Source organism: Rheinheimera faecalis (assembly GCF_021290965.1).
In the GTDB taxonomy this organism is placed as follows: domain Bacteria; phylum Pseudomonadota; class Gammaproteobacteria; order Enterobacterales; family Alteromonadaceae; genus Pararheinheimera; species Pararheinheimera faecalis.
The window spans coordinates 13,333-37,593 of the sequence record NZ_JAJOYT010000005.1; the positions used below are offsets into that span (position 1 = coordinate 13,333).

Sequence of the window (24,261 nt, forward strand, 5' to 3'; positions counted from 1 at the left end):
TTGAATGGCGAAGGCAATGGCAAAAGCGGTGGCAAAGAAAAGTAAGCGTAAAGAGTTGAGTAAGGGGCTGTTAGTTCTGGCTGGTGGTCTGGTGTTAACGGGTTGTGGTCAGCCCGCAGTTCAGGTGCCTGAACCTATTCCGGAGCAAGCGGCCAGCCAAAGCGTTGCTGAAACTCCTGTGATCACGCCAACCAACTGGCCTTTGCAACAGCCTCCTATAGCGCGCACTCAAGCGATAGAAGACAAAATCAAAGCTTTGCTCGCACAGATGAGCCCTGAACAAAAAGTAGGGCAAATTATTCAGGCTGATATTGCCGCAGTCACACCAAAACAGGTGCGGGATTATTATCTGGGCTCTGTACTGAATGGCGGTAATTCAGCACCTGGCCGTGACAACAGAGCGGGCGCTGCAGCCTGGCTGGAACTGGCAGATGCGTTTTGGCAAGCCAGTACTGATACCAGTGATGGCCGGCCTTATATCCCTGTGATGTGGGGCACAGACGCTGTGCATGGTCACAGCAATGTCAAAGGAGCCACTATTTTCCCGCATAACATAGGTTTGGGCGCTATGCGTGAACCAGAGCTGATGCGTGAAATTGGCCGTGTTACTGCAGCTGAAATGCAGGTGACAGGCCTGGACTGGACCTTTGCTCCCACTATTGCCGTAGTGCGGGACGACCGCTGGGGCCGCACTTATGAATCTTATGGCGAAGACCCACAACTGGTGGCTTCTTATGCGCCACATATTCTGCAAGGTATTCAGGGTGTTCCTGGCACTGCAGACTTCTTAAAAGGCCAGCATATGCTGGCAACGGTGAAACACTTTTTAGGCGATGGTGGCACTGTTGATGGAAAAGATCAGGGTGACAACCAACATACCGAAGCAGAGTTGCGCGATATCCACGGTACGCCTTATTACAGTGCTATAGCAGCGGGCGCCCGGGTGGTGATGGCGTCTTACAACAGTTGGTTTGGCGAAAAGATGCACGGCTACCGTCCTATGCTGAACGATGTGCTGGTGAACCGTATGGGCTTTGACGGTTTTGTCGTAGGTGACTGGAATGGTCATGGTCAGGTGAAGGGATGTACACCTACAGATTGCGCTAATTCATTGTTGGGTGGCCTGGATATGTTTATGGCACCGGACAGCTGGGAAAAGTTGTATCAAAATACGTTGGCTCAGGTGAAAGACGGCCGTATTTCTACAGAACGACTGGATGAAGCCGTTGCCCGGGTGCTGCGGATTAAAGCCGAAATGGGTTTGTTTGAGCAGGTGAAACCTTCAGAGCGGCCTTTGGCTGGGCGTTATGAATTGCTGGGCAGTACTGAACACAAAGCTATTGCCCGTCAGGCGGCTCGTAAGTCATTGGTATTACTGAAAAACAACCAGCAACTGCTGCCACTCAAAACCAGCAGCAAGGTGTTAGTGGCCGGTGATGGTGCCGACCACATCGGCAAACAAAGCGGTGGTTGGACTTTAAGCTGGCAGGGTTCTGGCAATAAAAACACCGATTTCCCGAATGGTGAATCCATTTATGCAGGTATTAAACAGGCGGTAGAAACTGGTGGTGGCAAAGTAGAGCTGAGCGAAAACGGCCGCTTTACTGACAAACCTGATGTCGCCGTTGTGGTTTTTGGTGAAGAACCTTATGCCGAATTTGTCGGTGATCGCAGTCATCTGGCCTTTGATGATGGTCGTGCTTTGCAAATTCTGACCGAATTAAAAGCGCTGGGTATTCCAACGGTTTCGGTGTTTTTGTCAGGTCGGCCTTTGTGGGTCAATCCTGAGCTGAATCAATCCGATGCTTTTGTTGCCGCCTTTTTACCTGGCAGTGAAGGTGGTGCAGTGGCTGATCTACTGATCCGTTCGCCTGAAGGTGAAATCCGTCATGATTTCCAAGGCAAGTTATCTTTCTCCTGGCCAGCCAAAGCGACAGGTGAGCTGCTGAATCTGGGCGACAAAAATTATCAGCCGCAGTTTGCTTATGGTTATGGCCTGACGTATAGCGACAAAACGGAACTGGCGAAGCTCAGCGAAGAGTCTGGCATCAGTGCCGATCAGGTGCTGAACTTCAGCCGTTATCTGCATGCCGGCAAAGCGGTTAATCCATGGCAGTTGCAATTGTTGGATAAGGGTCAGGTGACAGTGGTGACTGAACCGCTGCAAAAATCTGCTGGCGGTGCTTTGGAAGCTGCGGCTACAGACAGATTACAACAGGAAGACTCAGTGCTCTTGAGCTTCCACAAAGACGCAGCTGTGGCTTTAAATCATGCTCAGGGTGTGGCTTTGGATCTAAGCCGTCAGGCCAATGGCGATATGACGCTGGAGCTGGAATATCAGGTGGTTGCTATGACGCAGGGTAAAGTCAGTGTGGCGATGCAATGTGGTGATAACTGCAAATCCACTCTGGATTTCAGTGGTTATTTTGCCAGTATGAGTGATAAAGGCTGGAACAGTGTGAAGATACCACTTCGCTGTTTCACTGAAGCCAACAGCGCTTTTGATCTGACTAAAATCAGCCAGCCTTTGGTGTTGGAAGCAACAGCAGGCTTAAAGCTGCAATTGGCTAAAGTACGTCTGGCAGAAAATGAAGGCCAGGGCCAATGCGGTAACTAACTAAAATTGGGGTCAGATCACATTGTTAACCGTTAACAATGTGATCTGACCCCATTTTCAAGGATGTTTTTATGTTCAGAATTTTACTGACAGCAGCTTTGTTGCTGAGCCCTTTGGCCCATGCCGATATTCGCCTGCCTAAATTGATTGGCGATGGCATGGTGTTACAGCGCGATACTACTATTCCGCTGTGGGGTTGGGCCGATGCGGATGAAGCTGTTGAAGTGCGTTTTAATGGCCAGTTAGTAGGGCAGGTCAAAACAAAAGATGGTCGCTGGATGCTGCAATTGCCTGCTCAGCAGGCCGGTGGGCCACATCAATTAAGTTTTAAAAGCCGAAATCTAATTGAGCTGAAAGATATTTATTTTGGTGATGTTTGGGTGGCGTCTGGCCAGTCCAATATGGAACTGGAAATGATACGGGTGGCTGAGGCTTATCCAGAGGATTTAACCAGCGCCAACTACCCGTTAATCCGTCAGTTTAAGGTGCCACAAGAGTACAATTTTAAAGCACCACAGCAGGATTTCAGCGGCGGTGAATGGGTTTCGGCCAACCCAAAAAGTATCGACAACTTCTCTGCTTTGGCCTTTTATTTTGGCCGTGAATTGTTTCAGCATAACGCTGTGCCGATCGGCATTTTAAATAATGCTCTGGGTGGCTCGCCTGTCGAAGCCTGGATGAGTGAAGAGGCATTGCAGCCTTTTCCTGAAGCTTTAGCCGAAGGCATTAAATTTCGTGATGACCAGTTAATTCAATCCATCACAGCGGCCGATAAAAGCAAAAACGATCAATGGTATGGTGATTTGCAACGCCGTGATCCGGGTTTAACCAGTAAAACGCCCTGGTATAGCGAAACTTTAGATGACAGCAACTGGCAAAAATTTAGCGTGCCCGGCTTCCGACCAAAGCCTTTTACCGGTGTCTGGTGGCTACGTAAAACAATAGATCTGACAGCAGCACAAGCACAAGAGGCCAAGATTTTACGTTTGGGCTCGATAGTGGATGCCGACGAGGTCTATATCAATGGCAAACAAGTGGGCAATACCACTTATATGTATCCGCCACGCCGTTACGAATTACCTGCCGGAGCGCTGAAAGCCGGCACTAACCTGATTGCAGTACGTGTCACCTCGGCCAATGGTAAAACCGGTCTGATACCGGATAAGCCTTATTGGATAGGCACTGACGCCAACCCGCTACCACTCACTGGCCAATGGAAAATGCAAACCGCAGCTGCGGCTCAAAATTTGCCGGGCGATACTTTTATCCGCTGGAAACCTTTGGGTTTATACAATGGTTTATTGGCCCCTTTAACCTCCTTGCCTATTAAAGGTGTGATTTGGTATCAAGGCGAATCTAATGTCGGTGCTTATAAGGACTATCAGCCACGTTTTACTGCCATGATCCGTGACTGGCGAGCCAAGTGGGCGCAAGGCACTGGCCAGCAAAATCAGTTCCCGTTTTTATTTGTGCAGTTGGCGAATTATCTGGAAAAAACTAAAGATCCTGTAGAAAGTTCCTGGGCAGGTTTACGCGAAGCGCAGCGTCAAAGCTTATCTGAAGCCAATACAGCTATGGTAGTGGCCATCGATAAAGGCGAATGGAATGATATTCACCCTGTCGATAAAAAGACCTTAGGTCAGCGGCTGGCATTAGCAGCCCGTGCCGTGGCTTTGGGTGAAAAGGTCGGGTATCAGGGGCCTGAATTGGAGTCTGTGATGGCTGAAGGCTCGCAGCTCAAACTCAACTTTAATCACAGCGGCGAAAGTTTAGTGTTGAAAGGCACAGGCAACAGCTTTGCTATAGCTGGCGCAGATGGCCAGTATCGTTGGGCCAAAGTGCAGCTCAAAGAGCAGCAACTGTTGTTATCGCACCCTGATATCAAAACTCCGGTCAAAGTGCGTTATGCCTGGGCTGATAATCCAGAGGCGGTACTTTTTAATAGCGAGGGTTTACCTGCAGGACCTTTTGAGGCAAAAATAATGAAATGAATCCGTAGGGGCGGGTCTTGTACCCGTCCGTCTAATGATACCGCGGTACGGATGGAAAGGGCCGGGACAAGCCACGGCCCCTACAAGTTACGACGGGTCAATAAAACTACTGATGGTTAGCCGACCTAGTCTCGGGTCGGCTGATAGGCTGGTGTCTTTAGTAATCACGCCGCTGTGCAGCAAATGACGGCGATACACAATAAGCCGGTTAAATACGCCGGGTTGCTGTGTTATTTGTTCAAACAAGGGTGTATCACCCTGAATATAACCATCAGTCGTTTTAGGCAGATGGGGGCCGTTATTTTCGCTTTCCAGTGAGCGGTAATACTCCAGAGTGCGGCTTTCATCTATGCATTCAAAACCTGTTTTTCGATGCCGATAAAAGGCCGTCCCGCCCTGATCACCCTGATATAAATAATGCACAGCCGCCAGTGCGTGTTTTTCCGTGGTATCAAAATGTGGGATACGTTGCAGCAGTTTTAATTGCTCTGGCGGCGTAGTCACCATTGAAAAATGACAGACTGAAAAACCAAGTTTTGTCGCTGGCAGTTCAAAACAATCAATCAAAGTTTGTTGCAGGCTTTGCAGCATAAATTGCCGATAGGCAGCAGGTGCCGCAGCACGAACACCTGGGTAATAGGGCGAATTGGCCAGAAATGTCTGACTCGCTGCATAATCCACCAGGCTTTCAGGCTGTGGAATAAAGTTATCCACCACTAAAAGTGGGGATTGTTCATTGCCTACCGTAAGCCTGGTGATCTGCATTGATTGTGTCAGTTCAGAGTAGAAGGGCAATACTGACGCAAGAAATCACGGTGCGATGGCAATCTGTCGACCGCAGCGTTAATGGTCTCGCGGATACTTTGCAGATGACGGCTTAATTCGCCCTGACCTAAACCAGCGACCAACTGGTGATAACTTTGCGGCTGCAGCCGTTGCCCCAACATCACATGGCTCCAGGATTCCAACCTGAACATTTCATCGCCGGTCTGGAAGGCATGAGCACTTTCTTTAAATAATTCCATCCGATGCGCGAGCGTGTCTGGTATGGACATGGTGCGGCAATAATCCCAGAATGGGCTGTCGTTACGTTCTGTCTGGTGGTAATGCAGAATAATAAAGTCGCGGATTTTTTCCACTTCGGTAATGGACTGCTGATTGTATTCTTCAGTTAAAGCCGGAGTGACGCCATTAAAGGGGAATAGTCTTAATAAACGGATAATGCCACTCATAAAGAGGAAAATACTGGTCGATTCCAAGGGTTCGATAAAACCACTGGATAAGCCAATAGCGACACAGTTTTTATTCCAGAGCTTTTTGCGACGTCCAGTCTGATAACTCAGTACCCTGGGCTCAAACAAGGCAGGAGCCTCCAGCCCATCCAGCAAACGTTGCTTCGCCTTTTCGTCCGATAAATAATCGCTGGCATACACCAGACCATTGCCGACTCTGTGCTGCAATGGAATTTTCCATTGCCAGCCGCTGTCATGTGCTATAGCTCTGGTGTAAGGATGCATAGTTGGGCCGGGTTCTGTCTGTACTACGACGGCTTTATTGCAAGGCAACCAATGGTCCCAGCGGTCATAGCCAGTTTTTAAGGTCTGTTCGATCAACAATGCTCTAAAGCCAGTGCAGTCGATAAACAAATCACCTGTTATTTCCTGACCTGATTCCAGCACTAAGGAGCGGATATCACCGTTGACATGCTGCTGTACCTGAGCAATTTTACCTTCTATACGCACCGCGCCTAAATCTTCGCTGAACTTGCGGAGAAAACGGGCGTAACGGCCGGCATCCAGATGGTAGGCATAGTTGATCACTGACTTTTCGGTTTTGCCAAACTTATGTAATTTAGCGGCCTGTAATTCGTAGCAATAGTCGCCAAAGGGCGCATCGACGCCTTGTTTTAAGCCGTGTAAATAATAGTGCTGGAAGTCAGTTAAAAAACTGCCTTTGCCTGTGACACCAAAAGGGTGGAAATACTGATCGCCTGTCTGGCCCCAGTTTTCAAAAGAGATAGCCAGTTTAAAAGTAGCGTCCGTGGCTTTCATAAAGTCCTGTTCGTCTATGCCAAGTAAGTTATGAAACAGTTGCACCGGCGGTACTGTAGACTCGCCAACACCCACAGTGCCAATTTCTTCTGACTCAATCAGCACTACCTCAATCAGACCTTTCAGACGTTTGGACAAAGCTGCAGCTGCAACCCAGCCTGCTGTACCGCCGCCTGCTATCACTACTTTTTTTACTTGTTGCATCGTCTATCCCCTTTGATTTTTATAATTTTTCTAGCGATTTAGTCTGTTTAACAGCATGGCCCGTAGTTGTCTGGCTTGCATCTCGTCCAGCTCACCGAGCACACCACGGGCCTGTTCTGGTAAGTGTTGTCCGGCTTTTTTCGGATCGTCAAAAATGTAATGATTCAGCACGGCTTGCCAGGCTTTGCGTTCGTGTTCTGGTTTGTCACGCAGGCATAACAGCGCGTGATACAGCAAATTAGTGCCTGAACCTGTGTAGCGTGGTGCTGTGCTCCACCAGTAGTTGATCAGAATATTAAATGACATTAACCCTTCCACCTGATGCCACCACATGCTTGGCAGGTACAGTGCATCTCCTGGTTCCAGTTCTGCAATTTGTCCTGCTGCTATAGCTTTTGGAAAATCAGGGAAACGCTCTAAGTCTGGATTGTCGAAATCCACCATGCTAATGACCTGACCGCCTGGTGTCGGCTCTAATGGACCCGGGTATAAATGACTGATCTGATCCGGTGGAAACAAGCTAAAACGTCTTTTACCGAGCACACAGCAGGCCAGGTTTTCTGATGAATCATAGTGGCAAGCGGCAAGGGATTTATTGCCTAGCCAAATACTGACTCTGTCGGGTTCGGTGTCATAACTCACAGCCGGTTTGGGCAACTGAATATCGTTGTGTTGCCGCAAAGTTGGAAAATGAGTACTCAGCAAATTGGAGGCTATGTAAACAGAAGGCGGTTGCTCCAGTTCTTGCCACTGTAATATTTGCTGCAGTACCTGATCAACCTGACCCAGCCGGGTTTCATAATTGAGTTTTTTGCAGCTTTCGTCGTAAAAATAACGGCCATTCAGAGTCGGGTCGCCATAAAAAACCTGAGTGGCTTTGCCGTTGTAATGACTGCACAAATAATCTGCCACAGCAGCAGAACCTTGTTGGCCCAGTTGCACTAAAGGCCAGTGACTGACCAGACCTTTGAGGATCACAGGTTCAGCACCCGACAGAACTTCAGCCGGGATTACACCACTTTGGCATTGGATTTCTCTGGTTTTGCGGCTAATAGCCAGGCTGGCGTTTTCTGTCACACGCAGGCCCCCGTCACAGCTTCTGTTGCTGGCGCAAACTATTGTTTTTGCGCTCAATTAAATGACGAATATTACCCATCGAAAACACCATGGCGTAAATCAGCGCTAAAAAGCCGGACTGTTGCAGCCTGGCAAGGGCCTCTGCAGGTAAAGTCGCCAGCCGTTGTTCATTAATACAATAGTTACCCAGCAAGCGGATTTTCTCACTATTGTGCAAAGCAAATTCAATGGTGACAGGCTCTACCAGCTCAAGTTGCTCCAGCGCTTTGTAAAACACCGGCGCTACAGCTGTGCCTTGATGGATAGTTTCTAAACGTGCCGAAATATGTTCCAGATAAGGGCTGTTGCCGCCCTGAGATAAAAACAATTGCTGGCCTTGTTCTGTGTTTACTTTGGGGTGATCCATATCCATATGCACCACAGCGTTTGGCATTTCGTCCTGCATACCCATAGAGCGCTGGAAGCCAATCAGAAAAGGGCCTTTTTCAATGCTGGCCGGAATATAACGCGCATCCCAACCTGTCGCATGCTGGTCATTCAGATACAAATTTTCTGCCGCGGCAAAACCTAATAAAGCGACAGCCTGATAGGAGCCTTGTGGGTCGTCTTTTCGCAGCAGGATCGGATATTCTTTTTGTAATTCAGTAAATTCAGTGGGGAACACCAGAGCGCTATGCAGATTGTCGCCAAACTCCGGCCCAAAGTAATGGATAACGCGGGTATTCTGATGGTCGATATTATTCAGTAACACATGCCTGGTCATATTAATGTCCCTGTTTACCCTTCGTACTTGAAGCTGCAGCTTTGTTGACTACGCGCTTTCGCCCCAGTCACATAGGCTACTATGCTCCTGGGGACTCAATCACTTGTCGTCGCGCTGCAACTCCAATTACTTTGGGTAAAAAACTGCTTATATTCTTACGTTTAGAACTGGTAACGCATACCTACCTGATAACGTGCATCCAGGTCTGTCAGATACCACAACATGGATTCGTTACGGGCATGAGACCGGCTGTCTTCGCCTGTCAGGTTCAGCGCTTCGATAAATACCGTCAGTTGATCGTTTACATCGTAGCCGAGGTTCATGTCCAACTGCCAGTAGGCTTCTTCAAAGCGTGGGTTGTTTGAACCCCCTTTGTTAACCTCTGCCAGATATTCATCACGCCAGTTCCATGCTACCCGTGCTGTCCAGCCTTCTTTCTCATAAATACCGATTAAGTTGGCTGTATCACTCAGACCCAGTAACGCAAACTGAGACTCACCCGGGTTGGCATTCACATCAAAGCCAATATCACCCCGAACTATGGTGTAGTTCGCCTGCACACCAAAACCTGTTTCACCAAAGAAATGCTGAATAGCAAACTCGGCACCATGAATTTTGGCTGCTCTGTTGTTATCCGGTGTACTGGTACGGAATTCCAATTCCGGATCATCAGCGTTGGCTATTAAGTCAAAACCCGGGTTGCTCGCCAGGAAGTCAATTTGCTCCGGAGTACCGGTAAACTGAGGGTTAGCACCAAATTCAGCAATCATATCCGGATGGTTACGGTATTCAGTAAATACCATCATCGCATACAGATAAGTATCATCCAGCGGGAAACCTGCATCCTGTACCGCTTGTGCAGCAGCTATAGCACGAGGGCCACCTGTGACATCCTGAATACCTAACAATGGCTGATCCACCTGACGACTACCGATAAAGTTCACTACGTCTTTTTGGAATAAACCAGCTGACATATAGCTGCCATTATCGTAGTACCATTCTAAAGATAAATCGTAGTTGGATGATTCCAGTGGCAGCAGTGCAGGGTTTGATGCGTTGGCTGTTGGCTGAGCACCTAACAGGGTAGAACCACCGCCGCCACCAAAGTTAGAAGCCGATACACCTAAACTACCTAAACCTGCACGGGCTATTGTTTTGCTAAAGGAGAAACGGCTGATTAAGTCGTCACTCAGGTGTAGCGTAAAGTCTAAGCTTGGTAACAGGTAGTCGTACTTGTTTTCTGCATTAAATGGTTGTGCAGGCACAGTACTGTCCACATAAGCGACGATGTCGTTATTATCTTCCCAGCGGAAATAGTTTCTGCTGACCAGCGAGCTGGATTCAGATTCAGTTTCTTCGTAACGTAAGCCAGTTAATACATCAAATGGCATTTTGCCGATTTCACCACCCAAAGAGATCTGGAAGTAAGCCGCCATGGTGTCTTCTTTGACTATATTGTCAGAAGACAGCGATGTTTCAGACGCTGTAGGAATACCTGGATACAGATCTAAAGCTGCGGTGTATAAAGCGCGTGGATCAGCAATAAAACCGTAACCACCAGGTAAAGCTGTGAAGTCATCGAACTCGCCAGGTAAATCAAATGGCTGGATCAGATCACCAAACTCGCCTGGATTACCTACGTTCCAGTTACCAAGGGCAATGTTATTACCCGCAGTTTGAATGGTACGGGATTCCATATTGCGTATTTCGACACCAAAGTCGAAACGACCGTTGTCTACTAAATAAATGGCATCCAGTTTAAATTGCTGAATATCACTTTCCTGGCCAGCGTTACGAATACGGGCTATAGAGGAACCTACATCACCAGCATCCACCATACCGTTGCCATTGGCACCTTTACCTGGAGCTGAATCGTTGTAAACGTTCAGATAAGTTGGTAAATCTGCACCCCAGAACCATTCACGGGACTCAACTATAGGAGCACCTAAACCTACAGCTAATTCACCTGAATTACGTGGGCCAGTGCCACGGCTGTGCATCTTGGAATCGTGAGCATCAAAGACAAACGTCAGATCATCGCTGTAGTCATATTCTAAGTTTAAGCCCAAAGACTTCAGCGTATTGGTTTGTTCACGCCATTGCTGCTCGTAGCCTTCATCTACAGTGCTTGCATACTCTTCTTTAATGTAAGTAGGCGTTTTTACTAAGTTATTATCAAAATCAACTTGCTTGGTGTTGTTACCGGTTTGAACCCAGTTCGTGACTTCACCTCTGTGCTCAACAATATTGTTTTCAGCGTAGGTGTAATCACCTGTCGCAGTGAATTTTTCAGACGGTTTAAATTGCAAGGTCAACTGCGCGTTGTCGCGTTCACGTTGTGAGTCTGAAAAAGCATAACGAATATCGTTAGGGCGTGCGTACAACTGACCCTGGTCTGGGGCGTTATTGACAACAGTGTCAGCATTGTTCCATAAGCGATCTGCATCAGCCAGGTCGTCCCAGTAGCCCACTTGCCAGTCATTGACTGTAGCGCCAGTATAACCTGAGTCGCGTTGCTGATGACTTGCAGACACACTGACACCAAATTTATCGTCTTCACTGGCATGACTGAAAATACCTGAAATTTCAGGGGTAATATCATCACCAGCTCTGTTGGTAGTGTCATGCGCTGCTTTTACACCTATGCTGGCTATATCTTCAGAGTTTTCCAGCGGACGGTTTGTTTTGATATTTAAAGTAGCGCCTATACCACCAGTGGCCACATTGGCTTTGCTGGTTTTATAAACTTCAACGCCGCTGATACTTTCAGAAGCCAGATTAGAGAAGTCAAAAGCACGGGCACTACCACCACGGCTTGAACCATCTGCACCTGAACCCGCCGCGTAAGTGTTAGCAGCAGGCATAGTACGGCCGTTTAGTGTGACCATGTTATTGTCACCACCAAAACCCCGAACTGTTACTTCAGTACCTTCACCGTTAGTACGACTGATGGACACACCTGAGATACGTTGCAGAGACTCTGCCAGGTTGGTATCCGGGAACTTACCAATATCTTCAGCAGAGATGGCGTCTACCACCCCCATCGAATTACGTTTAATTTCAGCTGCTTGTTGCAAGCTGGAGCGCACACCATAAACTGCGATAATTTCAACTGGTGCTTCTGCTGCTTTAGTTTCTTGTGCTTGTTGTGTTTCCTGCGCATAAAGTGGCAACACTGCTGTGCCACTCAGTAGCAGGGTGACAGCCCTTGCTACTGCTGTTCTGGTAAATATCTTATTATTTTTCATTCTATCCATACCCTCTTGATTTGTATTAGTCACCTGAATCAAACAGATAACCAGCGAAGTGCAATGCACCCACTGAATGCCGTTATGCTGTTTGTTTTTTTAAGGTGCTGAACTTACCGGCTTCCTCCACTTACACGCCGAATTGCCAACTCCCCAAAATTCATTGTAGTGATACTGCCAGAACCTTGAAGTTGCCAAAATGCGTTACCCTCTTGCTTTTTTTTACATTTTTAACTGGCGAAGAACTGAACAAGGGGTTTAACAGCTAAAAGCATCAGCTAATTTAGGGAATTGCTAAAACGATGCTGGTGTTTGGAGTTTAAAAAGGGAACGACAGTAAAAGATGTAAAGTCTCAGCGATTAAAATACGGCGCAGGGGGTGGAGAGGGAAATCAAAGGCCCGCTATAAAAGCGGGCCTTTTTAGAATTAAATTAATTGAATAGTCACAGCTATATTGCCGCGGGTTGCTTTAGAGTAAGGACAGATTTGATGTGCCTTTTCCGTGAGCTGTTTTGCAACTTGTGGATCCAGACCCGGCAAACTGACATTCAGCCGTGCCTGCAAAAAATAGGCATTGTCAGTCAATCCCAAATCAATTTCTGCGTCTACAGCTGTCTCTTTAGGCAGCGTCAGATTGAGCTCTGCTGCAGCTTTGCCCATAGCCCCAATAAAGCAGGCGGACCAGCCAGCACCCAGCAATTGTTCTGGGTTAGTGCCTGGACCTGATGAACCTGGGGCTGACAGTTTAATCTCTAAACGACCATCAGAGCTATGAGATTCACCATTGCGACCGCCAGTGGTGTGGGTTTTACCTGTGTAAACAACTTTATCTATTGTAGTGATCATCATTCTTTCCTTTCAGTGGTGGGTGGCTTGCGTATTAAAGGCGCTGCCCGGTTGTGACAGCCCAATGTGAATTAGTTTTTCACTTTAATGTGCACCGGATATGTCCTGATCAGGCTCCGGTGTAATGTTTTGTAACTACCAGCCTTATAGATACAGAGTGATACAAATTCAGTTGCTCCCCGATACGTTGCGGATACAAGGCTAGGGCTTAATAGCTCTACCCGAACAAACAGACTTTGTTCGGCAATACGCCATCATGGCATCAGCACGCGGACATGCCGCGTTACATATCTGGAGAAACAACATGTCTCGTAATCAATCGTTAAAAACAACTCGTTTAGGATTTATAGCCGTTGCCTTAGTCGGTGCTGTGAATCTGAGCTCAGCTGCCTTTGCTATGGACTCTTTACCTCAAGGTTATCAACTGGCGACTTTGGTAAAAGTAGGTGAAGGTAAATGTGGCGAAGGCAAATGTGGTGCAGCAGAAAGCAGCGCCAAAGTAGCAGCGACTGAAGGCAAGTGTGGTGAAGGTAAATGTGGTGATGCCTCTTTTGCCACTACGGATACAGACGATGACAATCTGGTTTCGCGCAAAGAGTTTCTGGCTGTGGCGCCAACCCGGGCTGAAGTCTTTAACGAAATTGATACAAACCGCGATGGTTTTTTGTCTGAAGCAGAGACCTATAAATACATGAAAAGTGTTTATGAATCCAATGGCAAAGACTTACCACAAGAGCTGTTTACCCGCCTGAGTCAGGCGAAGTAATTTAGTTGGTGTTCTAACTAAGCTAACCCCCGCCATGCTTTTGCTGTCGGGGGCTTTTTTATTTGAGGAGAGAACGAATGACTGCACGTCCTGCTTTACAAGGCGCAGGCCTGGGTTTACGCCGTGCTTTATTGCCTGAATTACTGAGCATGGATACCCATGCAGTTGATTTTCTTGAATGTGCGCCGGAGAACTGGATAGATGTCGGTGGTGCTTATGGCCAGCAGCTGATGAGCCTTGCGGAGCGTTTTCCACTGAGCTGTCATGGCTTGTCCTTGTCTTTAGGAGGCCCTGCGCCACTGGACATGGAGTTGCTGCAGCGTACCCGTGCTTTTCTCGAACGCTATCAGGTGCCTCTGTTCAGTGAGCATCTGAGCTATTGCTCCGATGAAGGCCACTTATACGATTTATTGCCTCTGCCTTTTACGGACGAAGCGGTATTGCATGTGGCGGCGCGTATCCGTCAGGTACAGGAGGTGCTTGGGCGGCGTATTGCGGTGGAGAATATCTCTTATTATGGCGCGCCTTTTCAGGCCCTGGCTGAAATTGATTTCTTAAAGGCTGTCATCAGCGAAGCCGATTGTGACTTGCTGCTGGATATCAATAATTTATATGTGAACTCCATCAACCATAGTTACGACGCAGCGGCCTATCTGGCGGCTCTTCCGGCTGAGCGGGTGGTCTATATGCATGTGGCAGGTCACTATGACGAAGCGGCGGATTTGAAGATCGACACTCATGGTGCACCTGTAAAAAACGATGTCTGGAGTTTGCTGCGTCAGGCTTATCAGCGTTTTGGCGCTGTGCCTTCATTGCTGGAGCGGGACTTTAACTTTCCGCCTTTGTCGGAGTTATTGGCTGAGGTGTCACAGATACGCCAGTTGCAACAGCAAGGAGTCCGCCATGGATAAGACCTTAGAGCAGCAATTACTTTGTCTGGCGCATTATGTGCGCGACCCTGCAGGTTGTGCACCTCCACCTGGGATGGAAGCCCGGCGTCTGGCGATTTACCGCCGCTTGTTTTATGGCAACATCGAAGCCATGTTGACCTCTGGTTTTCCTGTGCTTTCCGCCAGCCTTGGCCCTGCCGACTGGCACCGGCTGGTGCAGGATTTTTATGCCCATTACCGCTGCCAAACGCCTTTATTCACAGAACTTGCCTCTGAGTTTGCGCTTTATCTGGAGCAAGGAGTAGCGGAGCGTTTAAAGCTGCCGCTATGGCTTGCCGAGCTTGCGCATTATGAGCAGGTTGAAACTGTGTTGCTGCTCAGTAATGCTCAACCACCTGTTGTTCATCCATCGGCTGACCTGCTGGATACTGTGCTTGCCCTCTCTGACTTGGCCTGGCCTTTAGCCTATCAGTGGCCGGTCTGCGATATTGGTCCTGCTTATTTGTTGGAGCAGCCTTTGTCAGAACCAACCTTATTGCTGGCGCAGCGCAAAGCCGACCATAAAGTGCACTTCTCCCGTCTTGCTCCTCTGGCGTATAGCTTGCTGATCTCTATACAGCAACAGCAGTGGACAGGGCGACAGCATCTTGCCGCACTGGCAGATAGCATGGGTGTCACACTGGAAACGGTTTTACCTGCAGGCAAAGCGCTGCTGGAAAAGCTGCATCAGCAGGCAGTTATTTCGGGCCAGGCACTGAAGCATAAAAAGGGCTGAAGATAATTTCAGCCCTTTTACCACCTGCAGTACAGCATTAATTCAGTATCAACTGCGCTTACGCAGCAACGCATCCACACTTAACTGGCCTGAGCCTTTGAGTAGCAGGAAATACAACCCCACCATATAAATCAAAGGTAACTTGTAGTTGCCATAGCCTTTATCACTGATGGAATAGCCCATAGCCAGTTCTGATAAAGTGGACCACTCCGCTGGCCAATGTACTGCAGCAGTGGCCACTATCGTCAATACGATAAGCACGAGGCTTGCCAGGCGTGTGCCAAAGCCAAGCAGTATCAAAACCGGTGCTATTAACTCCGCCCACATCGACAACTGCCAGTTCAGGTTGGCCGGTAACAGATTAAACGGCAGAGGAAAATTCGACTGGATTTGAGCAAACCAGTTCTCGCCGTTCCATTTCTCCAGGCCTGCTTCAAAAAACTCCCAGGCCAGAAACAACCGCAGTGGAATATCAGCCAGCCATAAACCGGTTGTATTCAGATGTGCAGATATAGTTTGGATCAGGACCTTCACTGAGTTCTTCACTATACCACTCCAGCTTTTGACTGTTTACGGGCACGGACTACCAGTTTTGCCGTTAGTTTCAGCGCTATAGCCGACACCATGATGCTGAACGCAATCAGATACCAGGGGTGCATCGGAATACGTTTATAAAAGGACAGGCAGAAAATAGCGGCTATCACCCAGGTGCCGGTCGAGTGCAGTAGTTTCCACAGGGTGCTACCCAGCAGTCGGATCATCACAGGGAAGGAAGTGATCGTCAGCAACAGAATAAACAGATAACCAACAGAACCTGGAATATTGGCTGTGGCGGTACGACCATTCCAGAAGGTTTCAGGAAACATCTGAGCGTACATCAGGATCAGAATACCGTGCACCAGATGCGAAAACGCAAAGGACAAGCCAAGAAAGCGTCTTTCCCGAAGTAAGGCTTTGGTGCTCTGGTTTGGCAGCAGAATAACCAGCGAAGAGGCTAAAAAGGTTAGCAGGAACAATACAAAAGAAGTTCGTGCTGTCACACGAATAGCGCTGCGTAATGCATCCACTAATTCGGTATGCCACAGCATGGTACTGGTCGCAAACAGCAGTACAGCTAAAGACAGCAGCGCAAACAAAGTCCAGCCACGCAGGCCGGACCCGGAGTTGGGATAAGTCATGGACAGGATCCTTCAGATTAAGCGCGCCTTGCGGGATGCAGTCGCTGCTTCGCTGTCCATTCTCTGTGAGTGCTGTATCCCCAATATGTCGGCGATCAGGCCTTTTGTATCTCTATGTATCCGGGCTTGTTACATCAGCGAGGGAATTCGACAGTGACACATAAGCCACCTTCAATGCGGTTATTCAACGTCAGTTTGCCGCCCAGCGCCTGACTAAGTTGTTGTGCTATAGCCAGCCCCAGTCCTGTGCCACCAGTCTCGCGGTTGCGAGAACTTTCGACCCGATAAAAAGGCTGCAGTACTTGTTCCAGTTCTGCTTCAGGTATACCAGGCCCGTGATCCAGTACCTGCAGTTGGATGCCGGATTCTGTGTTTTGCACTGTTAATTCGGCACTGCCGCCAAATTTCAGCGCGTTATCTGTCAGATTGGTCAGGATTCGGCGCAGTGCATGAGGTCTGGTGTTGATCACTGCTGCCGTGCTGCCATTAAGACTGACGGCCTGACCGCTGTCCTGATAATCACAAACTAAACTATCGAGAAAGGCATCCAGGTCGATACGGCATTCTGGCTCTGCGGCACTGTCCATACTGCGGGCGTAGGCCACACCTTCCCTGACCAGATGCTGCATTTCGCTTAAGTCACTCCACAACTTGTCCTTTTCCTGCGAGCCATTCATTTGCTCGACCCGCAGTTTCATCCGGGTGATAGGGGTTTGCAAATCATGAGAAATAGCGGCCAGCAGTTGCATCCGCTCTTTCAGAAAAGTAGCAATACGGCTTTGCAGCGTATTAAAAGCACGGGCTGCGTATACGACTTCGCTGGGGCCTTTTTCATCCAATGACGGGCTAGGTGCATCCGGGTCTAGTTGGTCTACAGCTTGCGCCAGGCGGGTCAGTGGGCGAATGGCCATATGCACCGCCAGCCAGGTGCAACCCAGCAAGACCAGTAACTGCAGAATAAGCACTAGTGGCAACCATTGAGCTACAGGTATAGCGCCAGGAGTGACATCCAAGGTTAGTGATTTGCCGTCACTTAAGGTCATATGTACCTGAAAATGTGGCCGTGATCCTGGCATGGTCTGAAATACAGGTTCGAATCTTTTGGCAACGGTCTGCGCAATAGTCAGAGCAGCCGCAGGGGGCTGTTTCATGTCCATAGGTTCGCCAAGGATGGGTTGGTCCAGCAGATAACGATAGTTGCGCCTTTCCACTAAAGGCAACCAGCCCGCTCTTTCTTCAGCAGGTAACCTGTCCAGCAGTGCTACAGCAGTACTGACATCTGTGGATAAATTATTCAGCATCACATTACGGCCTGTCTGGTAGCGCTCGTAAAACTGTGAGCTGAACGACAGACCATAAGCCAGCACCAGGCCAACTAATAAAATCAGGGCCAGACGGGCGGCCAGACTTTGGGGCAAACGCAGCTTCATGATCAAGAGCCTGGCTCAAGCAGTTGCAGCGGCAAGGTAAATACATAACCTTCGTTGCGCACTGTTTTTATGCAAGCCGCTTCGCGGGCATCATCACGCAGGCGCTGGCGCAAACGGCTGACCAGCAAATCTATTGAACGGTCAAAAATATCAGCTTCACGGCCTTGGGTCAGGTTCAGTAATTGCTCACGGCTCAGCACCCGTTGTGGATGATCCAGAAAGACCCGAAGCAATCGGTATTCGGCACCACTTAAAGAAACCACTGTGCCTGTCTCATCCAGCAAATGCCGGGCACTGGTGTCCAGTCTCCAGTCACCAAAGCCTATTAAACGGCTGCTTTCAGTGATCTGCAGATTAGGTGGCAACATTCGGGTGCGTCGCAGTACTGCATTAATACGTGCAAGTAACTCACGGGCAGAAAAAGGTTTAGTCAGGTAATCATCAGCACCCATTTCTAAACCAATAATGCGGTCGGTTTCGTCACTGCGTGCAGTGAGCAGCACTATAGGAATGGCTTTGTGTTTGCTGACCCGCAATTCACGGCATAAGCGCAGGCCATCGTCACCCGGCATCATAATATCCAGCACAATCAAATCGACCGTATTGGCTTCGAGGAAAGAGCGCATTTGCCGGCCATCGGCGGCCAGACTGACCCTCATGCCGTTTTTTGTCAGATAGTTGCCTACCAGCTCACGGATTTCTCTGTCGTCGTCGACAACCAGAATATGTTCAACCTGTTCCATGACTACCCTTAGTGTCCAAGATAAGCTGAGTTTATCTGAACAGTTTCGAGTTCTCTAGCTGCACATAGGCCAGTTCTGATGTTCTATTGTGTAAACGGCGTTCAGCAGCCGAATTTATAAGTTCGGTGGCATGAACTATTGCTGATATTAAGTCTCTGTATAAAGACAGTTTTTTGAGGAACTACCGTGAAATTAACCAGCTTGTTTACGTTAGGCATTTTATGTAGCACCGTACCAGCTTTGGCAGCGGCAGCGCCTGTGTATGGCCCACAACTGCAAGGTTTTGACTATCCTTACCCTGTGCAGCATCTTAGTTTGAACAGCCAGCAACAGCAGCTGGAAATGGCTTATCTGGATGTTCCCGCCGCAAAACCTAACGGCAAAGTGGCGTTATTGCTGCACGGTAAAAACTTTTGCGCCGCCACCTGGCAAGGCAGTATTGAAGCTTTAACTGCTGCGGGCTACAGGGTGATAGCGCCAGACCAGATTGGTTTTTGTAAATCCAGCAAACCAAAGCAGTACCAGTTTAGTTTTCAGCAACTGGCGGTTAATACCAAAGCTTTACTGGATAAGCTCAGTATCAAACAAGTGACAGTGATGGGCCATTCGATGGGTGGCATGCTGGCGACTCGTTTTGCGTTGTTATACCCAAACGAAACAGAGCAGCTGGTGCTGGTGAATCCTATAGGGCTGGAAGACTGGAAAGCTTTAGGTGTGCCTTATCGCACTGTGGATCAGTGGTATCAGCGTGAGTTAAACACCTCTGCCGCTGGTATCAAACACTATCAGTTGAGCACTTATTATGCTGGCAAATGGCGGCCAGAGTTCGACCGCTGGGTAGAGATGCAGGCCGGTATGTACAAGGGGGAGGGCAAAGAGCAGGTGGCCTGGAATTCAGCTTTAACGGCAGAGATGATTTTCACTCAGCCGGTGTTGTACGAATTTGGCCAATTGAAGATGCCTGTGCTGCTGATGATTGGTGAGCTGGATAATACCGCTATCGCCAAAGATATAGCACCGGCTGAACTTAAGCCCAAGCTCGGTAATTACGCCAAACTTGGTCCTGCTGCAGTAAAAGCTATACCCAATGCGTCTTTGATCACTTTTGCAGATTTAGGCCATTCGCCGCATATTCAGGACCCGGAGCGTTTTCATCAGCAGTTGATTAAGCAGCTACAAACTAAGTAGCTGCTGGTGTTTCTATTGGCTTAGCTTCTGTGCTTTTGCCACTGCTATAAATAAAATACAGCGCTATACCCAAACATAAAATAGCGCCCAGCCGCTGCTCTGAAAGTGGCATGGCGCTGTTGCCCAGCCAGCCAAAATGATCAATTAACATACTCATGCTTAACTGACCAAAAATCACCGCAACTGTGGCTATAGCTGTGCCTATACGTTGCACCGCCAACACCATAATCACTATGTAAGGCACACCCAACAGCGCTCCGAGTAATTGCCATTTAGGCACATCCAGTAAAGTGACACTGTATTTAGGTTCAAAGAAAAAAATCAATAAAGCTGTGATTAAAGCCCCTAACGCAAACGTCAGAAAAGCACAGCGGAACACTCCTACCTGAGCGCCCAAACGGCCATTAATAGCAGCCTGAATACTTAAGACTGCACCTGCAATCACCGCCAGAATAATCATTAAAATCGTCATGGTTTTTCCTTAACTGTTGGCCATTAATATCAATGCAATCAGAATAAAACCCAAAGCGGTCAGACGTTTAGCATCCATTCTGCGGTGCGGCACACCAAACCAGCCATAGTGATCAATGATCAGGCTTTTAAACACCTGACCGGCCAAAATGCCGACCATGGTTATAGCTATGCCAATAATGGGCGCAGCAAGAGTCAAAATAACCACATAAACAGGCCCTAATACGCCGCCGAGCAGTTGCCATGACGGCTGGCTGAAAAAAGACGGGCTGTTGCGTGGGCTAAAAAACAGCATCAGCATAAAAGTGATGGCAGCACCCACAGCAAAAATACTGAAAGTAGCCCATAACTTACCCACTTCAAGCCCCAGCGGGCCAAGTAAACCTGCTTCCACCGACAATCCCATTCCACCTGCAACCACCAGTAGCAATAACAACATCTGCATAACTTTTCTCCACAGCTCCAGTGCTAATCCAGGCGGCGCAGCATATAGCAGTGCGTGATTGCGAAAAACGCTATAATCAAGAAATCACCTTTGCAGGATTTGCACAAATGAATGACTTAGACGCAATTAGTATCAGAAATCTGCTGTTTTTTATCAGCGTGTTTGATGCACAGAGTTTTTCAATAGTGGCGCGACGGGAAGGAGTGTCAGCTTCAATGGTGTCGCGTTCTGTGCAGCAATTAGAAGACGCATTGGGCCAACAATTGTTTTATCGCAATACAAGGGCAGTGATCCCAACTGAAGCGGGCCGGATTTTTGCGGACTATGCGCGCACCATGGCTGAGCAGTTAAGTGCAGCGCAAAAAGAGTTACAAGACAAAACACTGCAGCCAGCCGGTGTGGTTCGGGTCAATGCACCGGTATTTTTTGGCCAGAAGCATATAGCCCCTTGGTTAGCAGAATTAAACAACAGATACCCCAAGTTGCAGATAGAGCTTACGTTGACCGACGATTTTATTGACCCTCACCGTGAAGCGGCCGACCTGATTTTCCGTATTGGTGCTTTGGCGGATTCTTCTTTTCATGCGCGGGTTATCGGAAAGCAAACTTATTATCTGGCGGCTTCTCCTGACTATATCAACAAACACGGCGAGCCAAAAACACCAGCCGATCTTTCTCAGCATCAGGCTTTGGTGTATCGCGGATCTTCAGGGCCGAATCGATGGCTATTCAGAGAAAAACAAGCTAACTGGGTTCACTCGCCAGTGAAGGCTATTTTAACCTCCAACAATGCCGACAGCTTATTTACAGCAGCGCTGACAGGTATGGGTTTGGTGCTGTTTCCCGACTGGCTGATTGGCGATAGCCTGAAACAAGGCAAGCTGATCCGAGTATTACCCGACTATGAAGCTGCTATTAAAACCGAGCCGCAGTGTATAGCTGCTATTTACCCTCATGTTCGGCATCCGCCTCTTAATGTGCGTGTGCTGATTGATTATTTTATTGAAGTTTATGGCTCGCCGCTTTATTGGCAACTGGAATAAATGGGCAACTGGAAGAGCATGGGCAGTTGCAGTCATAAAGGCAGAGCATAAAGATACAACAATCCATAGATTGCCCGAATAAACTCAGTGATTTATGGTAATAGCAGAAGCAGATAAAAATAATGGATAAAAGATGCTGAATGCCGTTGCTAAACCCCTGGTTAAACTGGTGGAACGTTACCTGCCTGACCCTTATATTTTTGTGTTGTTATTGAGTTTGCTGGTGTTTGTTGCCGCCATAGTCTTTGAACAACAAAGCCCTTTGACTGTGGCGCAGCAATGGGGCGATGGTTTTTGGGGTTTGCTGAGTTTTTCGATGCAAATGTTGTTGGTGCTGGTGACAGGTTTTATGCTGGCCAGTACTCCGCTAGTCAGCAAGCTGCTGGACAGGCTGGCGATGCTAGCCTCCACTGCAGGTCAGGCCATAGTGCTGGTGACCTTGGTGTCTTTAGCTGCTAGTTGGCTGAACTGGGGTTTTGGTTTAGTAGTGGGGGCTTTATTTGCTAAAGCTTTAGCGCGACGAATACAAGTCGATTACCCCTTGCTGATCGCCAGTGCTTATTCAGGTTTTGTCATTTGGCATGGCGGTCTGTCGGGTTCTGTGCCTTTAACTATTGCTACGTCTGGCCATTTTGCTGAAGCTCAAATCGGCATTATTTCAACATCCGACACTATTTTTTCGTTATTTAATCTGATGCTGGTGGCGGCTTTATTTGTATCTGTGCCGCTGCTGAATTACCTGATGCGGCCTAAAGCTGAAGATTCAGTCTATATAGACCCTGCTAAGTTAGCGCCTGAAAGCCTGCCTGATTTAACCACAGAGCGCCCTGCCGATAAGCTGGAAAACAGCTTTGTCATCACAGCTTTAATTGCGTTGGCCGCCGGGGCTTATTTGCTGCAGTACTTCGCTAAAGCTGGTGGGCTGAATCTGAATATAGTGAATTTCCTGTTTTTATTTCTGGCGATTTTGCTGCATGGCACACCAAGGCGTTTATTGCATAGTTTGCAGCAGGCCATTCAGGGCGGAGCTGGCATTATTATTCAGTTTCCGTTTTACGCCGGTATTATGGCGGTGATGATGCAGTCGGGTTTAGCTCAGTCTTTATCGCAGTGGTTTGTTAGCTTTGCAACTGCAGAAAGCCTGGCGTTCTGGACTTTTATCAGCGCTGGTTTAGTGAATATTTTTATTCCATCCGGTGGTGGCCAGTGGGCGGTGCAAGCTCCTGTGATGTTGCCAGCCGCTTTGGAGTTAGGAGCTGAAGTCAATCGTATTGCCATGGCTGTGGCCTGGGGCGATGCCTGGACAAACTTAATTCAGCCGTTTTGGGCCTTGCCTGTTTTGGCGATCGCTGGCCTTAAAGCTAAAGATATTATGGGCTATTGCCTGCTGCAGTTGCTGGTAACAGGGGGGATCATCAGTCTGGTGCTGAGTTTTGTTTAAACAAACCGGCCTGAAAACGAGCTCTGAATTCGTCTTTAAAACGCCGGGATAAATTCAGTCGTTCGCCGCTGTTGAGTAAAATTTCGCCATCACCGCTGGGATCGTAACTGATGCTGTCAATGGCATGGTGATTGACGGCTAAACTACGGTGAATACGACTGAAACCCTTGTGTTGCAGCAGATCTACTGTATTCGCAAGGGTAGCGCGCAGCGGGTAAATCCGCCCTTTGCTATGTAAATTGACATAGTTACCGGACGATTCCAGCCAATCGATATCGCCCACTTTCACCAGAAATTCTTTATCCAGTTTACGCACCAAAAAATGTTCAGGTGTGGTGCTGTTTTGGGTCACGGCTGGTGTGTCTTCGTTTTGCTCAGCACCTATCAGCATGGCGTCGCCCTTTAAGCGCCGATAGACAAACTGCGCGAGATGAAACAGAGCAAATAAAAATAAATAACCCCAAACATCTTTGCGGTATTCATAGAAAAATTCACGGGCTAAAGGGCCAAAATCATAACCTCTGCCCAGCAGGCCATAAACCAGTTTACGTAGGGCAACCATCAGGCTGATATGACCAATACAAAACAATAAACTGGCAACAAAATGCAGTGATAACTGCCAGCGCACTGCATTAAAGCGGGGTGGCACTTTGTTAAAAAACCAGACTAAAAATGGCGTCAGCATCAAAGTACCTATGGCGCTGCTGTATTCCCAGAGTAAAGGTTCCCACCATTGCAAAGTAGAAAAGGGATCCCGGTTGTGCTCCATCCAGACCGAACTGGCGTTAATGCTGTTGTTGATCAGCAAATACAATGCAAAAAGCAGATAGCTATACAGCACCTTGTGTTGATCAAATTTTTCAAACCAGTTTTTAGCCACAGCGTTCGTCCCCACCAGCCACCTCTTATCCCTTAATTCCACCACCAACCTATTCAGCTCTGTGCGCCGTTGTTCACAGCAGACAGAATCAAGTCCAACATTACACCACATAAATACACCCTAAGTAATTGATGTTGCAGTGAGGCGACAAGTGTTTGAGACCCCGGGAGCATAGTTCACTTATGTGACCGGGGCGAGAGCACGTAGTCAACA

General features: G+C 48.3%; 21 protein-coding genes. 8 read left to right on the plus strand and 13 right to left on the minus strand.

Annotated features, from left to right (window positions below):
• The first annotated feature begins 16 nt into the window (after positions 1–16).
• Positions 17–2,617 carry a glycoside hydrolase family 3 protein gene (locus tag LSG34_RS10235; protein WP_233009001.1) on the plus strand — a complete coding sequence of 867 codons (2,601 nt, stop codon included), beginning with the start codon at positions 17–19 and terminating at the stop codon, positions 2,615–2,617.
• Positions 2,618–2,688: 71 nt separating this feature from the next.
• Positions 2,689–4,608, plus strand: a complete 1,920-nt coding sequence (locus LSG34_RS10240; protein WP_233009002.1) for a sialate O-acetylesterase — start codon at positions 2,689–2,691, stop codon at positions 4,606–4,608.
• An 87-nt stretch (positions 4,609–4,695) separates the two neighbouring features.
• Here the strand turns inward: LSG34_RS10240 and LSG34_RS10245 are convergent, their stop codons facing one another.
• From LSG34_RS10245 to LSG34_RS10270, 6 genes are all read right to left on the minus strand, one after another.
• Positions 4,696–5,373 (minus strand): DUF6445 family protein, encoded by a 678-nt coding sequence (locus LSG34_RS10245; RefSeq protein WP_233009003.1) that lies wholly within the window; start codon positions 5,371–5,373, stop codon positions 4,696–4,698.
• 8 nt (positions 5,374–5,381) lie between these two features.
• On the minus strand, positions 5,382–6,863 hold the full coding sequence (locus tag LSG34_RS10250; RefSeq protein WP_233009004.1) for a tryptophan halogenase family protein: 1,482 nt from the start codon (positions 6,861–6,863) through the stop codon (positions 5,382–5,384).
• 30 nt (positions 6,864–6,893) lie between these two features.
• The gene (locus tag LSG34_RS10255) at positions 6,894–7,940 is read right to left on the minus strand and encodes a cupin-like domain-containing protein (protein ID WP_233009005.1); all 1,047 of its coding nucleotides are present in this window, start codon (positions 7,938–7,940) and stop codon (positions 6,894–6,896) included.
• A 13-nt stretch (positions 7,941–7,953) separates the two neighbouring features.
• The gene (locus tag LSG34_RS10260; RefSeq protein ID WP_233009006.1) at positions 7,954–8,703 is read right to left on the minus strand and encodes a SapC family protein; all 750 of its coding nucleotides are present in this window, start codon (positions 8,701–8,703) and stop codon (positions 7,954–7,956) included.
• A gap of 161 nt (positions 8,704–8,864) precedes the next feature.
• The gene (locus LSG34_RS10265; RefSeq protein WP_233009007.1) at positions 8,865–11,951 is read right to left on the minus strand and encodes a TonB-dependent receptor; all 3,087 of its coding nucleotides are present in this window, start codon (positions 11,949–11,951) and stop codon (positions 8,865–8,867) included.
• A gap of 427 nt (positions 11,952–12,378) precedes the next feature.
• Positions 12,379–12,798 carry an organic hydroperoxide resistance protein gene (locus tag LSG34_RS10270; RefSeq protein ID WP_233009008.1) on the minus strand — a complete coding sequence of 140 codons (420 nt, stop codon included), beginning with the start codon at positions 12,796–12,798 and terminating at the stop codon, positions 12,379–12,381.
• Between the two features lie 304 nt (positions 12,799–13,102).
• On the opposite strand from LSG34_RS10270, the gene LSG34_RS10275 reads away from it, so the two are divergent.
• The 3 genes from LSG34_RS10275 (at position 13,103) to LSG34_RS10285 (ending at position 15,229) form a co-directional block, all read left to right on the plus strand.
• Positions 13,103–13,564 carry an HvfA family oxazolone/thioamide-modified RiPP metallophore gene (locus LSG34_RS10275; RefSeq protein ID WP_233009009.1) on the plus strand — a complete coding sequence of 154 codons (462 nt, stop codon included), beginning with the start codon at positions 13,103–13,105 and terminating at the stop codon, positions 13,562–13,564.
• 77 nt (positions 13,565–13,641) lie between these two features.
• The gene (locus LSG34_RS10280; RefSeq protein WP_233009010.1) at positions 13,642–14,475 is read left to right on the plus strand and encodes an HvfB family MNIO-type RiPP peptide maturase; all 834 of its coding nucleotides are present in this window, start codon (positions 13,642–13,644) and stop codon (positions 14,473–14,475) included.
• Positions 14,468–15,229, plus strand: coding sequence for an HvfC family RiPP maturation protein (locus LSG34_RS10285; RefSeq protein WP_233009011.1), 762 nt, complete (start codon positions 14,468–14,470; stop codon positions 15,227–15,229). The genes LSG34_RS10280 and LSG34_RS10285 overlap by 8 nt, the downstream gene beginning before the upstream one ends.
• A 48-nt stretch (positions 15,230–15,277) precedes the next feature.
• On the opposite strand, the gene LSG34_RS10290 is transcribed toward LSG34_RS10285, so the two are convergent.
• The 4 genes from LSG34_RS10290 to LSG34_RS10305 form a co-directional block, all read right to left on the minus strand.
• Positions 15,278–15,775, minus strand: a complete 498-nt coding sequence (locus tag LSG34_RS10290) for an HvfX family Cu-binding RiPP maturation protein (RefSeq protein WP_233009012.1) — start codon at positions 15,773–15,775, stop codon at positions 15,278–15,280.
• Positions 15,775–16,407: a ferric reductase-like transmembrane domain-containing protein gene (locus LSG34_RS10295; protein WP_233009013.1), complete on the minus strand. Its 633-nt coding sequence runs from the start codon at positions 16,405–16,407 to the stop codon at positions 15,775–15,777. Before LSG34_RS10295 ends, LSG34_RS10290 begins: the two co-directional genes overlap by 1 nt.
• Positions 16,408–16,541: 134 nt before the next feature.
• Positions 16,542–17,837, minus strand: a complete 1,296-nt coding sequence (locus tag LSG34_RS10300; protein ID WP_233009014.1) for an ATP-binding protein — start codon at positions 17,835–17,837, stop codon at positions 16,542–16,544.
• A 2-nt stretch (positions 17,838–17,839) separates the two neighbouring features.
• Positions 17,840–18,580 (minus strand): response regulator, encoded by a 741-nt coding sequence (locus LSG34_RS10305; RefSeq protein WP_233009015.1) that lies wholly within the window; start codon positions 18,578–18,580, stop codon positions 17,840–17,842.
• 186 nt (positions 18,581–18,766) lie between these two features.
• Between LSG34_RS10305 and LSG34_RS10310 the strand changes: the two genes are divergently transcribed.
• Positions 18,767–19,768 carry an alpha/beta fold hydrolase gene (locus tag LSG34_RS10310; RefSeq protein WP_233009016.1) on the plus strand — a complete coding sequence of 334 codons (1,002 nt, stop codon included), beginning with the start codon at positions 18,767–18,769 and terminating at the stop codon, positions 19,766–19,768.
• Here LSG34_RS10310 and LSG34_RS10315 read toward each other — a convergent pair.
• Positions 19,761–20,240 (minus strand): DMT family transporter, encoded by a 480-nt coding sequence (locus LSG34_RS10315; protein ID WP_233009017.1) that lies wholly within the window; start codon positions 20,238–20,240, stop codon positions 19,761–19,763. The two genes, LSG34_RS10310 and LSG34_RS10315, sit on opposite strands and share 8 nt — an antisense overlap.
• A gap of 9 nt (positions 20,241–20,249) precedes the next feature.
• Complete coding sequence (locus LSG34_RS10320; RefSeq protein ID WP_233009018.1) at positions 20,250–20,684, minus strand: DMT family transporter; 435 nt, start codon at positions 20,682–20,684, stop codon at positions 20,250–20,252.
• A 107-nt stretch (positions 20,685–20,791) separates the two neighbouring features.
• On the opposite strand from LSG34_RS10320, the gene LSG34_RS10325 reads away from it, so the two are divergent.
• Both LSG34_RS10325 and LSG34_RS10330 read left to right on the plus strand, forming a co-directional pair.
• Positions 20,792–21,727 (plus strand): LysR family transcriptional regulator, encoded by a 936-nt coding sequence (locus LSG34_RS10325; protein ID WP_233009019.1) that lies wholly within the window; start codon positions 20,792–20,794, stop codon positions 21,725–21,727.
• A 133-nt stretch (positions 21,728–21,860) separates the two neighbouring features.
• A complete protein-coding gene (locus tag LSG34_RS10330) occupies positions 21,861–23,168 on the plus strand; it encodes a short-chain fatty acid transporter (RefSeq protein WP_233009020.1) in 1,308 nt (435 codons plus the stop codon).
• Here LSG34_RS10330 and LSG34_RS10335 read toward each other — a convergent pair.
• Positions 23,143–24,159 (minus strand): LytR/AlgR family response regulator transcription factor, encoded by a 1,017-nt coding sequence (locus LSG34_RS10335; protein ID WP_233009021.1) that lies wholly within the window; start codon positions 24,157–24,159, stop codon positions 23,143–23,145. The two genes, LSG34_RS10330 and LSG34_RS10335, sit on opposite strands and share 26 nt — an antisense overlap.
• Positions 24,160–24,261 lie beyond the last annotated feature (102 nt).